General features: G+C 72.7%; 11 protein-coding genes. 3 read left to right on the top strand and 8 right to left on the bottom strand.

Going from position 1 to position 14,579, the window contains the following annotated elements:
* Positions 1-280 precede the first annotated feature (280 nt).
* Positions 281-2,158 carry an FUSC family protein gene (locus ACIBCA_RS05050; protein ID WP_396281426.1) on the top strand — a complete coding sequence of 626 codons (1,878 nt, stop codon included), beginning with the start codon at positions 281-283 and terminating at the stop codon, positions 2,156-2,158.
* Between the two features lie 4 nt (positions 2,159-2,162).
* Here the strand turns inward: ACIBCA_RS05050 and ACIBCA_RS05045 are convergent, their stop codons facing one another.
* The 8 genes from ACIBCA_RS05045 to rsmI all read right to left on the bottom strand — a co-directional run bounded on the left by ACIBCA_RS05045 (position 2,163) and on the right by rsmI (position 10,676).
* Positions 2,163-3,986 (bottom strand): ABC-F family ATP-binding cassette domain-containing protein, encoded by a 1,824-nt coding sequence (locus tag ACIBCA_RS05045; RefSeq protein ID WP_396281425.1) that lies wholly within the window; start codon positions 3,984-3,986, stop codon positions 2,163-2,165.
* A gap of 124 nt (positions 3,987-4,110) precedes the next feature.
* Positions 4,111-5,034: a 4-(cytidine 5'-diphospho)-2-C-methyl-D-erythritol kinase gene (locus ACIBCA_RS05040; RefSeq protein ID WP_396281424.1), complete on the bottom strand. Its 924-nt coding sequence runs from the start codon at positions 5,032-5,034 to the stop codon at positions 4,111-4,113.
* Positions 5,031-5,921 (bottom strand): 16S rRNA (adenine(1518)-N(6)/adenine(1519)-N(6))-dimethyltransferase RsmA, encoded by an 891-nt coding sequence (gene rsmA / locus ACIBCA_RS05035; protein WP_396281423.1) that lies wholly within the window; start codon positions 5,919-5,921, stop codon positions 5,031-5,033. The genes ACIBCA_RS05040 and rsmA overlap by 4 nt, the downstream gene beginning before the upstream one ends.
* A 28-nt stretch (positions 5,922-5,949) precedes the next feature.
* On the bottom strand, positions 5,950-6,516 hold the full coding sequence (locus ACIBCA_RS05030; protein ID WP_396281422.1) for a Uma2 family endonuclease: 567 nt from the start codon (positions 6,514-6,516) through the stop codon (positions 5,950-5,952).
* Positions 6,517-6,573: 57 nt separating this feature from the next.
* A complete protein-coding gene (locus tag ACIBCA_RS05025; RefSeq protein ID WP_396281421.1) occupies positions 6,574-7,452 on the bottom strand; it encodes a TatD family hydrolase in 879 nt (292 codons plus the stop codon).
* 2 nt (positions 7,453-7,454) lie between these two features.
* Positions 7,455-9,074 (bottom strand): methionine--tRNA ligase, encoded by a 1,620-nt coding sequence (metG, locus tag ACIBCA_RS05020; RefSeq protein ID WP_396281420.1) that lies wholly within the window; start codon positions 9,072-9,074, stop codon positions 7,455-7,457.
* Between the two features lie 83 nt (positions 9,075-9,157).
* Positions 9,158-9,583 (bottom strand): hypothetical protein, encoded by a 426-nt coding sequence (locus tag ACIBCA_RS05015; protein WP_396281419.1) that lies wholly within the window; start codon positions 9,581-9,583, stop codon positions 9,158-9,160.
* A 235-nt stretch (positions 9,584-9,818) separates the two neighbouring features.
* The gene (gene rsmI / locus ACIBCA_RS05010) at positions 9,819-10,676 is read right to left on the bottom strand and encodes a 16S rRNA (cytidine(1402)-2'-O)-methyltransferase (RefSeq protein ID WP_396281418.1); all 858 of its coding nucleotides are present in this window, start codon (positions 10,674-10,676) and stop codon (positions 9,819-9,821) included.
* A 96-nt stretch (positions 10,677-10,772) separates the two neighbouring features.
* On the opposite strand from rsmI, the gene ACIBCA_RS05005 reads away from it, so the two are divergent.
* Both ACIBCA_RS05005 and ACIBCA_RS05000 read left to right on the top strand, forming a co-directional pair.
* Positions 10,773-12,611, top strand: a complete 1,839-nt coding sequence (locus ACIBCA_RS05005; protein WP_396281417.1) for a dolichyl-phosphate-mannose--protein mannosyltransferase — start codon at positions 10,773-10,775, stop codon at positions 12,609-12,611.
* Positions 12,612-12,787: 176 nt separating this feature from the next.
* Positions 12,788-14,548 (top strand): penicillin-binding transpeptidase domain-containing protein, encoded by a 1,761-nt coding sequence (locus ACIBCA_RS05000; RefSeq protein ID WP_396281416.1) that lies wholly within the window; start codon positions 12,788-12,790, stop codon positions 14,546-14,548.
* Positions 14,549-14,579: the final 31 nt, after the last annotated feature.

Here is a 14,579-nt window from a genome sequence, read left to right as displayed (position 1 = left end):
TCCGGGAGACCGCTCCGCTCACCTCACACCGACGACTTCTCGCTCGTGCGCCTTCGGCCGAACCCGCCCGCCCTGTAGGCACATTGCGCCTCCGTCATGGTAGCCATCACCCCCGTCGTCCCGGCAGGGGCCTCGGCCCGCCGTGCACGATCGGTACGAACTTGACACGAACACCGCCCCGGCCGGCCCCACCCGCCCCCGGCTAGAATCGCCGGGTACGCCCCATCTGCCGCGCAATGTCGCACAGCAGCGACCCGAGGCCGCAGAACGGACGTGACCCATGCATCCACCGCACTCCCCCTGGTGGGCCCGCGCCGCACGCCCCGCCCGGCCACCCCTCCCCCTGGCCCTGATGCTGCGGGCGGCCGTCGGCATGGTGGTGCCCCTCGCCGTCGGTCTACTGACCCACCGGCTGGATCTCGGGGTGTTCGCGGGTCTCGGGGCGATGCACGCGACGATGAACGACCGGGTCGAGCCGCTGCGCCTCCGCATCACCCGCATCGGCACGGCCGTCGGCGCCTCCGCGCTGGGCATGCTGATCGGCACCACGCTCCAGCACGCCCACGCCTCCGCTCTCGTCCTCGGCGCCGCGCTCACCCTCACGGCCTTCGTCTCCGGCGCCCTGAGCGCGACGGGCCCGCGCGGGTCCGCGGCGGGGATGCTGCTGCTGGTGTCGGCGGCGCTGGGCAGTGGCATGCCGTTGCCGCATCCGTGGTGGGCGGCGGCGCCGATGATGCCGGTGGGCGCCGCCCTGGTCCTGGTGCTCGGCCTGCCCGCTCGCACCCGGCAGCGGCCGGAGGCCGATCCGCGGCGGCGCGCACTGGCCACGGCGTACGAGGCGCTGGGCCGCACCCTCTCCGACCTGGGGACGCCGCGGGCGGCGGCTTCCCGGCAGGTGCTGACGGCCCGTCTGAACCAGTTGCAGGACCTCCTCCCGCGGCCGAGTCACAGCGACAGCCGCCTCCAGCGGATGTACGAGGCAGCCCTCGCCGCCACCGAGGCGGCCACCGGGCTGCTGTGGGCCTCCCGCCCGGTCCCGCCCGAGATCGCCGCCGTCCCGACGCGGCTCGCGCAGGCGGTACGCCAAGGCGCCGCCGACGTCGCCGTGCCCGACTGGCAGCCCGACACCCCGGCCCGGCAGGCCCTGGACGCGGCTCTGCGCGCCGCCGCCGACACGGTGGCCGGCCGCGAGGCGCACCTGTCCACCGCCCCCGTCCCGCCGCCCGACCCGTGGCGGCTGCGGGCGCGCCCGCTGTCCGGGGTGTCCGCCCGGTACGGGCTGCGCGTGGCGCTGTGCATCGCGGTCGGCGAGGCGGTGACGGCCAACTACCCGTTGAGCAAGAGCTACTGGGTCCCGATGACGATCGCCTTCGTCCTCAAGCCGGACCTCGGTTCGGTGTTCCTGCGCGCGGTGAGCCGTTCGATCGGCACGGTGCTCGGTGTGGCGGTGACGGCCGCGCTGCTCTCCCTCACCACCGACGCGTGGGCGCTGACGGTGATCGCCGCCGGGTGCGTCGCCCTGCTCCCGTACGCGACGGCCGCGCACTACGGGCTGAACACCGTGGTGATGACCCCGATGGCGCTGGTCCTGCTGCAACTGGGCGGCCAGAGCGGCGCCGCCGAGTTCTGGCCCCGGGTGCTGGACACGGCGCTCGCCAGTGCGATCGTGCTGCTCTTCGGGTACCTGTTGTGGCCGGAGCGCCCGCGTCACCGGATCGAGCCCCGACTGGTGGCCGCGGCGACCGCCCTGCGCGCCTACCTGGACGCGGCCACCGACGACGCGGGGGCCCAGGTGTGGCTGCGCCGTACGGCGTACCGGGCGCTCGCGGAGGCCCGGCAGGAGGTGAGCCAGGGCCTGTCCGAGCCGCCGCCGACGGGCCGCCTGGCCGAGCGGTGGCTGCCGGCGACGGCCGCGCTGGAGCGGCTGGGCGGCGCGGTGGCGGCGTACACCGCGCAGGTCCGCTACGGGGGCCGTACGCCGGACCCGGCCGAGATCGACCGGGTCCGGGGGGCGTTGGACGAGCTGACGGCGGCCGCCCGCGCGCACCGCCCGCCGCTGCACGCCGCGGCCCGTCCGACGGCGCCCCACGACCCGGACCGCAGTGTGCTGGCCCGGGCCGCCGAGGAGCTCGAAACGCTCCTCTCCAAGAACAACTAGACCGTCAGACCTGCTCGGCCAGCTCCAGCCAGCTCATCTCGAGCTCCTCCTTCTCCTCCCGCACGCCCCGCAGCTGGGCGTCCAGCTCCGCGACCTTGGAGAAGTCGGCGGCGTGCTCGGCGAGTTGGGCGTGCAGCTTGGACTCCTTGTCGTCCAGCTTCGCGATCTGCCGCTCGAGCTTCTGCATCTCCTTCTTCGCCGCCCGCAGGTCCCCACCGGAGAGCCCGGCCTCGGGCGCCGCGTCCCCGGCAGGCACCGGAACGGCAGCGGCGGCGGCCGAGGCCGCCTCGGCGGCCATCCGCGCCCGGCGCTCCAGGTACTCGTCGACGCCGCCCGGCAGCATCCGCATCCGCTTGTCGCCGAGCAGCGCGTGCACCACGTCGGTGGTCCGCTCGATGAAGAACCGGTCGTGGCTGATGACGATCATCGAGCCGGGCCACCCGTCGAGCAGGTCCTCCAGCTGGTTGAGCGTCTCGATGTCCAGGTCGTTGGTCGGCTCGTCGAGGAACAGCACGTTGGGCTCGTCCATGAGCAGCCGCAGCAGTTGCAGCCGGCGACGCTCGCCACCGGACAGGTCGCCGACGGGCGTCCACTGCTTGTCCTTGCCGAAGCCGAACTGCTCGCACAGCTGCCCGGCGCTCATCTCCCGGCCCTTGCCGAGGTCGACGCGCGAGCGGACCTGCTCGACGGCCTGGAGCACCCGGGTCGCCGGGTCCAGCTCCACGACCTCCTGGGACAGGTACGCCAGCCGCACCGTCTTGCCGACCTTGACCACACCGGAGTCCGGCTGGACGTCGCCCTCGCTCGCGTACGCGTCCCGCAGCGCCCGCAGCAGCGAGGTCTTGCCGGCGCCGTTGACGCCGAGCAGGCCGATCCGGTCGCCGGGGCCGAGCTGCCAGGTGAGGTTCTCCAGCAGCAGCTTCGGCCCGGCCTTGACGGTGACGTTCTCCAGGTCGAAGACCGTCTTGCCGAGCCGCGCGTTGGCGAAGTTCATCAGCTCGCTCTTGTCGCGCGGGTCCGGCACGTCCGCGATGAGCGCGTTGGCGGCCTCGATGCGGTAGCGCGGCTTCGACGTACGGGCGGGGGCGCCGCGCCGCAGCCAGGCGAGCTCCTTGCGGGCCAGGTTCTGGCGCTTCTGCTCCTCGACGGCCTCGATGCGGGAGCGCTCGGCGCGGGCGAAGACGTAGTCGGAGTAGCCGCCCTCGTACTCGTGCACCTCGCCGTGCTGGACGTCCCACATCCGGGTGCAGACCTGGTCGAGGAACCAGCGGTCGTGGGTGACGCAGACGAGCGCGGAGCGGCGCTTCTGGAGGTGCTGGGCGAGCCAGTTGATGCCCTCGACGTCGAGGTGGTTGGTGGGCTCGTCGAGGATGATCAGCTCGGGCGAGCCGAGCAGCAGCTTGGCGAGGGCGATCCGGCGGCGCTCGCCACCGGAGAGCGGGCCGATGACGGTGTCCAGGCCGTCCGCGAAACCGGGCAGGTCGAGGCCACCGAAGAGGCCCTCGATGATGTCGCGGATGCGGGCGTCGCCGAGCCACTCGTGGTCGGCGCGGCCGGCGATGACCTCGTGCCGGATGGTGGCCTTCGGGTCGAGGGAGTCGTGCTGGGTGAGGACGGACGGTTCGAGGCCGCCGTTCCAGGTGATCCGGCCGCCGTCCGGCTCCTCCAGCTTGGCGAGCATCCGGATGAGGGTGGTCTTGCCGTCGCCGTTGCGCCCGACCACGCCGATCCGGTCGCCCTCGCTGACGCCGAGGCTGACCCCGTCCAGCAGGGCGCGGGTGCCGTAGACCTTCGTGACGGACTCGATGGTGGCGAGGTTGACGGCCACGTGTGCTGCGCTCCTGGGTTCGGCGGTCGTGGGGTGGGCTCTGCCCTCCCCCGTTCCGGGGCGGGCTCGGCCCTCCCCGGTCTCGGGGACACCCCGATCCACCCCAGCCTAGTCGGCCCGGCGATCAGCCCCGCGCCACGACCGAGGCCCCCGGCACCGGCCCGTACGTGGCGTGCGCGGTCCGGCAGGTGCCGGAGGCCCGCAGCGCCTCGGCGACGGCGGCGGCCGCGTCCGCGTCCTTGGCGAGGAACGCACAGGTCGGCCCGGAGCCGGAGACCAGCGCGCCCAGCGCACCGGCCTCGGTGCCGGCCCGCAGGGTGGCGGCCAGCGAGGGGCGCAGCGAGAGCGCGGCGGGCTGCAGGTCGTTGGTGAGGGCGGCGGCCAGGGCGACGGCGTCGCCCTCGGCGAGGGCGGCGAGCAGCGCCGGGTCGGCGTCGGGCGTGCGGACGTCCGCCTCGCCGGAGCCGGTGCCGGCCTCCTCGCGCAGCCGGTCGCACTCGCGGAAGACGGCGGGGGTGGACAGGCCGCCCTCGGCCACCGCGAACACCCAGTGGAAGGTGCCGGTGACGGGCAGCGCCTCCAGGATCTCGCCCCGGCCCCGGCCGAGGGCGACGCCGCCGAGCAGGGCGAACGGCACGTCGGAGCCGAGTTCGGCGGCCAGGTCGAGCAGCGTCTCGAAGGGGGTGTCCAGCTGCCACAGCGCGTCGCAGGCGAGGAGCGCGGCGGCGCAGTCCGCGCTGCCGCCGGCCATGCCGCCGGCGACGGGGATGGCCTTGGCGATGTGCAGGTGCACGCCGGGGTCGGCGAGGCCGTGGTGGGCGGCGAGCAGTCGGGCGGCGCGGGCGGCGAGGTTGCTGTCGTCCAGCGGGACGGCGGCGGCGTCGGGCCCGGTGCAGGTCAGGGTGACGCCCTCGCCCGCACGAGCCGTGACCTCGTCGCCCAGGGCGACCGCGAAGAAGACGTTCGCCAGGTCGTGGAAGCCGTCGGCGCGCAGACCGCCGACCCCGAGCTGGACGTTGACCTTGGCGGGCACCCGTACGGTGATCACTCAGCGTCCTCAGCAGACGTAGCGGGCTTGTGCTCGGCGATCGCGGCGAACTGCTCCACCGTCAGCATCTCCCCGCGCAGCTTGTGGTCGATCCCGGCGGCCGCGAGCGCCTGCTCGGCACCGGCGGCGGAGCCGGCCCAGCCGGCCAGGGCGGCCCGCAGGGTCTTGCGCCGCTGGGCGAACGCGGCGTCGACCACCGCGAACACCTCCCTACGGCTGGCGGTGGTCTTGGGCGGCTCGCGGCGGATCAGCGAGACCAGCCCGGAGTCCACGTTGGGGGCGGGCCAGAACACGTTGCGCCCGATGGCGCCGGCCCGCTTCACGTCGGCGTACCAGTTGGCCTTCACCGACGGGACGCCGTACACCTTGTTGCCCGGCTTGGCGGCGAGCCGGTCGGCGACCTCGCTCTGCACCATCACCAGCGTCCGCTCGATGCTGGGGAAGGTCGCCAGCATGTGCAGCAGGACGGGCACGGCCACGTTGTACGGCAGGTTGGCCACCAGCGCGGTCGGCGCCGGCCCGGGCAGCTCGGTGACCTCCATGGCGTCGCTGAACACCAGGTCGAAGGCGTCCACCTTGCCCGGCATCCGCCCGGCCACGGTGTCCGGCAGGTGCCGCGCCAGCACCGGGTCGATCTCGACCGCCGTCACGTGCCGCGCGACCTCCAGCAGCGCCAGCGTCAGCGACCCGAGCCCCGGCCCGACCTCCACCACCGCGTCCTGTTCCGTCACCCCGGCGGCACGGACGATCCGCCGCACGGTGTTGCCGTCGATGACGAAGTTCTGCCCGCGCTGCTTGGTCGGCTTCACGCCGAACGCGGCGGCCAGCTCCCGGATGTCGGCGGCGCCCAGCAGATGGCTGTCAGGGGTGGGTTCGGTGGTGCTCACGCGCCAAGGATATCGGCGCGGAGAGCACTCAGAGTTCGACGACCGCGGCGAGGTCGATCTCCACGGGGTACGGCACCGAGGTCCGGAGCACGCCCTCGTGCTGGGCGACGGGCAGGTAGACGCCCTTCTCCTCGTCCCGGTGGAACTCGTGGACGACCGGCAGGTGGTCGGGACCGCGCTCGACACGCCAGTAGTGAGGGATGCCCTTCTCGGCGTACTGGCCCGGCTTGCGAAACCGGTCGTTGGCCTCGGTTGCAGGCGAAACGACCTCTACCAGCAGCGCGATCGACTCCAACGGCAAGAACTCCGACGCTGTCCGGGTGCAGATGACCCGGTCGAAGACGGCTGCGTCCGGTCTGATCGCGTTGCGATCGTCAAGGAACACCGTGACCGGGCCGATGGCCGTGAACCGGCCGGTCCGGGCGCCACGAAGCTCACGCGTCAATGAGTCGCGCACCTCGTCGTGCCAGAAGTCGGTTCGGACCCGGGGAGTGATCACCCCATCGACCAGATCCCAGTCGAACGGAATGTCGATGTCCTGGAGCTGGTCGTACGTCCAGCCGCGCGACGGCGGGCTCATCCACTCACGCCACATACCAGGAAGCCTAGTTGACGGTCATGTGTGGCGAATCGATTCGCCCCCGAGGCGGATTCAGTAGTCGAAGGCGCGGGCGGTGTTCTCGGCGATGGCGGCCGACAGCTCGTCCTCGTGCAGCCCCAAGGTGGCGGCCATCGACCGCACCGTCACCGGGATCAGGTACGGCGCGTTCGGCCGCCCCCGGTAGGGGTGAGGGGTGAGGAAGGGGGCGTCGGTCTCGACGAGGACGCGGTCGAGAGGGGTGGCGGTGAGGGCGTCGCGCAGGGGCTGGTTGGCCTTGAAGGTGACGGGGCCGGCGAAGGAGAGGTACCAGCCGTGTGCCGCGCAGGTCTTGGCCATCTCGGCGTCGCCGGAGTAGCAGTGGAAGACGGTGCGCTCGGGGGCGCCCTCCTCCAGCAGGAGGGCGATGACGTCCTCGTGGGCGTCGCGGTCGTGGATGACCAGGGCCTTGCCGTGCCGCTTGGCCATCTCGATGTGCCGGCGGAAGGACTCCTTCTGGATCTCCACGCCCTCGGGCCCGGTGCGGAAGTAGTCCAGGCCCGTCTCGCCCACGGCGCGGACGTGCGGGAGGGCGGCGAGCGCGTCGATCTCGGCGAGGGCGGCGTCCAGCGCGGCCGCCCCGCCGCCCGGGCGCTTCTGCCCGGACCAGCCGTCCGGGTCCCCGAGGAAGATCCGCGGGGCCTCGTTGGGGTGGAGGGCGACGGCCGCGTGCACCTGCTCGAACCGGGCCGCCAGTTCGGCGGCCCAGCGCGAGCCGGGCACGTCGCACCCCACCTGGACGACGGTGGTGACCCCGACGGAGGCGGCGCGGGCCAGGCCCTCCTCCGGGGTGCCGGACTGCATGTCCAGGTGGGTGTGCGAGTCGGCCACCGCCACGGCCAGGGGTTCCGGCAGCGGCGGCGGGGTCGACCGGTCGTCGTCCTTCTTGGCCATGATCAGGCGGCCGGCTTCTCTTCGAGGCGGGGGAACAGGATCTCGCCCTTGACGACGGTGGCCCCGGCGGGCAGCCGGCCCCAGTCCCCGGTGGTGGCGATGGTCTGCGAGGCGAGCGTGCCGAGGCCCTCGGCGGCGCCCAGCGAGTCCCACAGCTTCTCGGCGGTGGAGGGCATCACCGGGTTGAGCAGGACGGCGGTGCCGCGCAGCGCCTCGGCGGCGGTGTACAGGATGGTGGCCAGGCGGGCCTGCCCCTCGGGCGACTCGTCCTTGGCGACCTTCCACGGCTCCTGCTCGGTGAGGTAGCCGTTGACCTGCTTGACGAAGTCGAAGATCGCCGCGATGCCGCCCGCGAAGTCCAGCTCCTCGCCGATCTTCACGTCGGCGATCGAGACGGCCTTCGCCAGCCCGTCCGCGATCGCCTGCTCGGCCTCACCGGCCGAGACGCCGGCCGGCAGCTTCCCGCCGAAGTACTTGCCGACCATCGCGGCGACCCGGGAGGCCAGGTTGCCGAAGTCGTTGGCGAGCTCGGAGGTGTACCGGGCGGTGAAGTCCTCCCAGGAGAACGAGCCGTCGGTGCCGAACGGGATCGCCCGCAGGAAGTAGTAGCGGTACGCGTCCACGCCGAAGTGCGAGGTGAGGTCGGTGGGCGCGATACCGGTCAGGTTGGACTTGGACATCTTCTCGCCGCCGACCATCAGCCAGCCGTTGGCGACGACCCGCTTGGGCAGCGGCAGCCCGGCGGCCATCAGCATGGCGGGCCAGATGACGGCGTGGAAGCGCAGGATGTCCTTGCCGACCAGGTGGACGGAGGCGGGCCACAGCTCGGCGAAGCGCTCCGGGTCGCTGCCGTAGCCGGCGGCGGTGATGTAGTTCTGCAGCGCGTCGACCCACACGTACAGGACGTGCTTCTCGTCCCAGGGCAGCGGGACGCCCCAGTTGAAGGTGGAGCGGGAGATCGAGAGGTCCTTGAGGTCCTGCTCGACGAAGCGCAGCACCTCGTTGCGGGCCGAGGCGGGCTGGATGAAGTCGGGGTTGGCCGCGTAGAACTCGAGCAGCTTCTCGGCGTAGGCGGAGAGGCGGAAGAAGTAGTTCTCCTCCTCCAGCCACTCGACGGGCCGCTTGTGCACGGAGCAGAGCTTCTCGTCCTCGGTGGCGCCGTCGAGCAGCTCGGAGGGGAGCTTGAACTCCTCGCACCCCACGCAGTACGGGCCGGAGTAGCCGCCCTTGTAGATCTCGCCCTTGTCGAAGAGGTCCTGGACGAACTCCTGCACCCGGGCGGTGTGCCGCTCCTCGGTGGTGCGGATGAAGTCGTCGTTGGCGATCTCCAGGTGCTGCCAGAGCGGCTTCCACGCCTCCTCGACCAGCTTGTCGCACCACTCCTGCGGGCTGACGCCGTTGGCCTCGGCCGTACGCATGATCTTCTGGCCGTGCTCGTCGGTGCCCGTCAGGTACCACACCTTCTCGCCGCGCTGGCGGTGCCAGCGGGTGAGGACGTCGCCCGCCACGGTGGTGTACGCGTGGCCGAGGTGCGGGCGATCGTTGACGTAGTAGATCGGGGTGGAAACGTAGTACGTCGGGGCGTCCGCCCCGGTGGTGCTGTGGTCTGCAGTGGCCGCCATGGTCGGAAAGCTTAGTCGCGTGCGGGGGCCGTCCTCGACCGCGTTTCGCCCACGGGAGGACGGCCCGCACGCGCGCCCCGGCGTCAGCCGATCAGCCGCGACCAGAACCGGGCCCAGCGTCCGGTCGGCCTGACGGTCCCCTCCGCCGGGGGCGCCCCGGCCGGCTCGGCGTGCGCCGGGTAGCCGGGGGCGTGCTGCCAGGGCTGGTCGGCGACGGCGACGCGGCCCTCGCGCATGATGCGGACGGTGTGGCCGCCGCACCCGGGGCAGGTCGGCTTGAGCAGCGGGGACGGCACCCGGACGCCGTTGGCGTGGTACTCGAACACGACGTGGCCCTCCTTGGACACGTGGTGCTCGATGTCGTACGCCTGCTCCCACCCGTACCCGCAGCGCAGGCACGCGAAGGAGTACGCCTCCCGCACGGTCTCGACGGGGGTGTGCGGTCGGCCGGCCAGGCCGGCGGTGCTCAGCGCGTTGCCCCCGAGGGGGCTGCCCACCATCTCGCTCATAGCCGTCTCCCAGCGCCCGCCGGACGCTCGCCCGGCTGGGTCTTTCCCTCTCAGGAAATGCCCGGACCACCACGGCGGACGCCCGTCTTGTGAAGTCTTGGAAGCGGATTGGAAGGCCCTATACAAAGGGCGCGTTCCGAAGCGGAATCCGGTACCGAAACTTCAACTCAGTGAGCGTTTACCGGGGCCTTCCCTCCAAGGTACGACTCCCCTCGCGCCACGCAACCCCCGGATTTCACTGCTTTACCGCGGCGTCCTTCTTGGCCGCCACGACGGCGTCGAACACGTCCCGCTTGGGCAGCCCCAGCTCCACCGCGACGGCCGCGATGGCCTCCTTGCGCCGCTCCCCGGCCTCCTCCCGCAGGGCCACCAGCCGGGCCAGGTCGGCCGGGGTGTGCTCCTGCGGCGCCGCGGGCGGGGCTCCGGCGACGACGACGGTGATCTCGCCCTTGACGCCGTCCGCCGCCCAGGCGGCCAGCTCGCCGATCGGGCCGCGCTTGACCTCCTCGTAGGTCTTGGTCAGTTCCCGGCAGACGGCGGCGGGGCGCTCGGGCCCGAAGGCTTCGGCCATGGCGGCCAGCGCCTCGGCGATGCGGTGCGGGGCCTCGAAGAAGACCATGGTGCGCGGCTCGGCGGCGACGGTGGCGAGCTGCCGGGCCCGGTCGCCGGTCTTGCGGGGCAGGAAGCCCTCGAAGGTGAAGCGGTCGACGGGCAGGCCGGAGAGGGCGAGCGCGGTGAGCACCGCGGAGGGCCCGGGCACGGCCGTGACCTTGACCTCGGCCTCGACGGCGGCCGCGACCAGCCGGTAGCCGGGGTCGGAGACGGAGGGCATCCCGGCGTCGGTGACCAGCAGCACCCGGGCGCCGCCGAGCAGCGCCTCGACCAGTTCCGGGGTGCGGCCCACCTCGTTGCCCTCGAAGTAGGAGACCACCCGCCCGGCCGGGGTCACCCCCAGGGCCTGGGTGAGGCGGCGCAGCCGCCGGGTGTCCTCGGCCGCGATCACGTCGGCCGTGGCCAGTTCGGTGAGCAGCCGGGGCGGGGCGTCCGAGACGTCGCCGATGGGGGTGCCTGCGAGAACGAGTACTCCTGTCACGGGCCCCATCCTTCCAGTTCCCGGACGGCGGGGCTTTTGGTGACGATTCGGTCAGCTTCCGAGGGAACGGACGCACGTGCGAACCCCGCCCATACGATGTGGCGGATGAACGGAGACACGGCGGCTCGCACGCCCACTGGTACAGACCACACCGCGCAGGGCGGCGTCGGCCTGCCGGCCCCCCGTTCCCCGCAGGGCGCACCGGACGGCGGGCCGGCGCTCCAGGCCACGCCGGGCGCCGGTACGGGCTGGACCGAACGGCTGGCCGCCTTCGGCTTCCGGGCCCGACCGCAGGGCCCGGCGGCGCCCCTGACCGAGCGCCTGGTGCCGCCGATGCCGGACGGCCCCGGGGTCACCAAGCGCGACGTCGCGCAGTCCCCGCTGCTGCTGCGCCTGGGCCTGCGCCTGCCGCAGGGCCTCTGGTACTTCCTGTGCCGCTGGGCGGGCTGGCTGGGCCCGCTCGCGGTGGCGCTCTTCGCGGCCCTGCTGCGCTTCACCGACCTCGGCCAGCCGCACGCGATCATCTTCGACGAGACGTACTACGCCAAGGACGCCTACGCGCTCTGGCACGGCGGCTACGAGATCAACTGGCCCGAGGACTCCAACACCAAGATCATGACGCCGGGCGAGCCCGTGCCCTACCGCCCGATGGCCTCGTACGTGGTCCATCCGCCGGTGGGCAAGTGGATCATCGGCGTCGGCGAGCACCTGTTCGGCATGAACCCGTTCGGCTGGCGCTTCTCGGTGGCCCTGCTCGGCACCCTGTCGGTGCTGATGCTGGCCCGGATCGCCCGCCGGATGTTCCGCTCCACCCTGCTGGGCTGCGTGGCGGGCCTGCTGCTCGCGGTGGACGGCCTGCACCTGGTGCTCAGCCGGGCGGCCCTGCTGGACCTGGTGGTGATGTTCTGGACGCTGGCCTCCTTCGGCTGCCTGGTGCTGGACCGCGACCACACCCGGGCCAGGCTGGCCGCGAAGCTCGGCGGCGTGGAGAACGCCGTCCTGGCGCAGCGGGTGAACCTGGGCTGGCGCCCGTGGCGGATCGCCGCCGGCGTCTGCATCGGCCTGACCTGCGCCACCAAGTGGAGCGGCCTGTACGTGGCGGTGTTCCTCGGCCTGATGGTGGTGCTCTGGGACGCGGGCGCCCGTCGGCTGGCCGGCGCCCCCCGGCCGTACGCGGCCGTGCTCACCCGGGACGTGCTGCCGGCCTTCGTCTCGATCGTCCTGGTCGCGCTGGCCGTGTACATCACCTCGTGGTGGGGCTGGTTCGCCAGCAGCAACGCCCCCGGCCAGGGCGGCTGGGGCCGGGACTGGGCGGTCGGCCGCTCCACCGACTACCCGTGGATACCCGAGGGCCTGCGGGCCCTGTGGAACTACCACACGACGGTGTACCAGTTCCACACCAACCTGCACGACCCGCACACCTACCAGTCCAACCCGTGGTCCTGGCTGGTCCTGGGCCGGCCGGTGTCCTTCTACTACAGCTCCCCCAAGCTGGGCGAGGACGGCTGCACCGCCGCCAACTGCGCCCGCGAGGTGCTGGGCATCGGCACCCCGCTGCTGTGGTGGGCGGCCGTGGTGGCGCTGGTGTACTGCCTGTGGCGCTGGATCTTCCGCCGGGACTGGCGGGCCGGGGCGCTGCTGTGCGGCCTGGGCGCCGGCTACCTGCCCTGGTTCCTGTACCAGGAGCGGACGATCTTCCTCTTCTACGCGGTGGTGTTCGTCCCCTTCCTGGCCCTCGCGGTGACGATGCTGGTCGGTGCGCTCATCGGCCCGGCGACGGCCTCCCGGGACAGGCGGGCCATCGGCTCGGCGGCGGCCGGGCTGCTGGTGCTGCTGATCGTCTGGAACTTCCTGTATTTCTATCCGCTCTTCACCGGCCAGACGATCCCGCTGGACGACTGGCGCGCCCGGATGTGGTTCAACAGCTGGGTCTGACCGGAATCCCGCACCCGCGGATCGTCCGTATGCGGTGCACGACACGTACCAGATCCGTCACAAGTCCCCGGCATTTCGTCGGCGCACCGACGGGCGCTGCCTAGGGTGGGGGGATCACCCGCGTTTCCGGCGCCGCCGGCGGCGCCCGGCCGCGAGACCCCTGGGGGAGCTGCACCATGCGCAAAGGCGCCAAGATCGGCATCATCACCGGCGTTTCCGTCGCCGTTCTGGCGGGCGGAGGCTACGGCGCCTACAGCCTGATGGGCGGCTCGGACTCCACCTCCGGCGGCAAGAAGGCCCGTACGGTGGTCGCCGAGCCGCCCTCGGCCGAGCAGGCGGCCAGCGGCACCAAGGACTTCCTGGCGGCCTGGGCGGCCGGGGACCTCGCCAAGGCGGCCTCGCTGACGGACGACCCGGCCTCCGCCGAGAAGGCGCTGACGGCCTTCCGGGACGGGGTGAAGCCGAGCGCGCTGACCCTCTCCCCCGCGGGCCCGGCGACTCCGCAGGCGTTCGCCTCGGCCACCGGCACCCCCTCCACCGCCAAGCCCTCCGCCGGCGCCTCCGCGACGCCGTCCGCGGGGGCGACGCCCGCCGCCACCGACTCGCCGTCCGCCGCCGCCACGCCGGGGCCCACCGGCGTGCTGATGGGCTTCAAGGCGCGCGCCGAGTTCGCGGGCACCAGCCGGGTGTGGGACTACAACGGCTTCCTGAACGTCGTGAAGATGAGCGACGACACCCCGGCCGTGCACTGGGCGCCGACCGTGCTCCACCCGCACCTGAACGCCACCGAGACCATCGCCGTCCAGCCGGTCTTCGCCCCGGCGGGCACCGTGGTGGACCGCAACGGCAAGCAGCTGCAGGGCTCCTCGCTCACCCCGGCGCTGCTCGGCGCCCTCCAGGACAACGCCCACAAGCTGCTGCCGCCGGACCCGGCCAAGGACCAGGACGCGGGCAGCGCGGTGGTGATCACCGACACCGCCGGCAAGGGCGCGACCGACAAGCTGTTCACCATCGTCGAGCCCAAGCCCGCCAAGCCGTTCAAGACGACCATCGACAACAACCTCCAGGCCGCGGCCGAGAAGGCGATGGCGGACCTGGGCGGCAAGCCGGGGTCGATCGTGGCGATCGAGCCGAGCACGGGCAACGTGCTGGCCTTCGCCAACTCCCCCTCCAGCGGCCAGAACCGGGCCTTCACGGGCCTGCTCGCCCCCGGCTCCACGATGAAGATCGTCACCTCGACGGCCCTGCTGGAGGCCGGGATCAACCCGGACACGGTGGTGGCCTGCCCGGAGAAGAGCAGCAACCCGGTCGCGATCCCCAACGACTTCCCGGGCGCCTTCCCGAACAACACCCTCCAGCAGGACTTCATGGTGTCCTGCAACACCGCCTTCATCAACCAGGGCCTGACCAGCCTCAAGCCCGAGTCGCTCTCCGGCACCGCCAAGGACGTCTACGGCATCGGCCTGGACTGGAAGACGGGCCTGGCGAGCGCCGACGGCAAGATCCCGGCCACGCCGGGCAGCAAGGACGAGCAGGCCATGAACTACATCGGCCAGGGCAAGGTCCAGATGAACCCGCTGGCCATCGCCTCGATCACGGCGACCGTCCAGAGCGGCGCGTTCAAGCAGCCGATCCTGGTGCCGGGCCTGCCCCAGCAGGCGGCGGCCCGGCCGATCTCGCCGGAGGTCGCCGGCAAGCTGCGCGCGATGATGAACGCCACCGCCGTCAGCGGCACCGCCAGCCAGGTCATGGCCGGGATCACCGACAACGCGGGCGCCAAGACCGGCTCCGCCGAGGTCCAGGGCGCGTCCACCACCAACAGCTGGTTCACCGCCTTCCGCGGCAACCTCGCCGTCGCGGCCGAGGTCCAGGGCGGCGGCCACGGCGTCGACGCCGCCGGCCCGGCGGTGGCCTCGCTCCTCAAGGCGAACCGCTGACAGCACAGATGACGGAGCCCGTCCCGCCTTC

This window comes from Kitasatospora sp. NPDC051170 (genome assembly GCF_044455705.1).
In the GTDB taxonomy this organism is placed as follows: domain Bacteria; phylum Actinomycetota; class Actinomycetes; order Streptomycetales; family Streptomycetaceae; genus Kitasatospora.
Note: the sequence above shows the minus strand (reverse complement) of the source record. Positions and strands in the feature narration are given on the sequence as shown.

What these genes read in the sequence shown, in the direction of transcription:
- ACIBCA_RS05050 (WP_396281426.1), top strand. Translation starts at nt 281, where the DNA reads ATGCATCCACCGCACTCCCCCTGGTGGGCCCGCGCCGCACGCCCCGCC.
- ACIBCA_RS05030 (WP_396281422.1), bottom strand. Translation starts at nt 6,516, where the DNA reads ATGTGGCGTGAGTGGATGAGCCCGCCGTCGCGCGGCTGGACGTACGAC.
- ACIBCA_RS05025 (WP_396281421.1), bottom strand. Translation starts at nt 7,452, where the DNA reads ATGGCCAAGAAGGACGACGACCGGTCGACCCCGCCGCCGCTGCCGGAA.
- metG (WP_396281420.1), bottom strand. Translation starts at nt 9,074, where the DNA reads ATGGCGGCCACTGCAGACCACAGCACCACCGGGGCGGACGCCCCGACG.
- ACIBCA_RS05015 (WP_396281419.1), bottom strand. Translation starts at nt 9,583, where the DNA reads ATGAGCGAGATGGTGGGCAGCCCCCTCGGGGGCAACGCGCTGAGCACC.
- ACIBCA_RS05005 (WP_396281417.1), top strand. Translation starts at nt 10,773, where the DNA reads ATGTGGCGGATGAACGGAGACACGGCGGCTCGCACGCCCACTGGTACA.
- ACIBCA_RS05000 (WP_396281416.1), top strand. Translation starts at nt 12,788, where the DNA reads ATGCGCAAAGGCGCCAAGATCGGCATCATCACCGGCGTTTCCGTCGCC.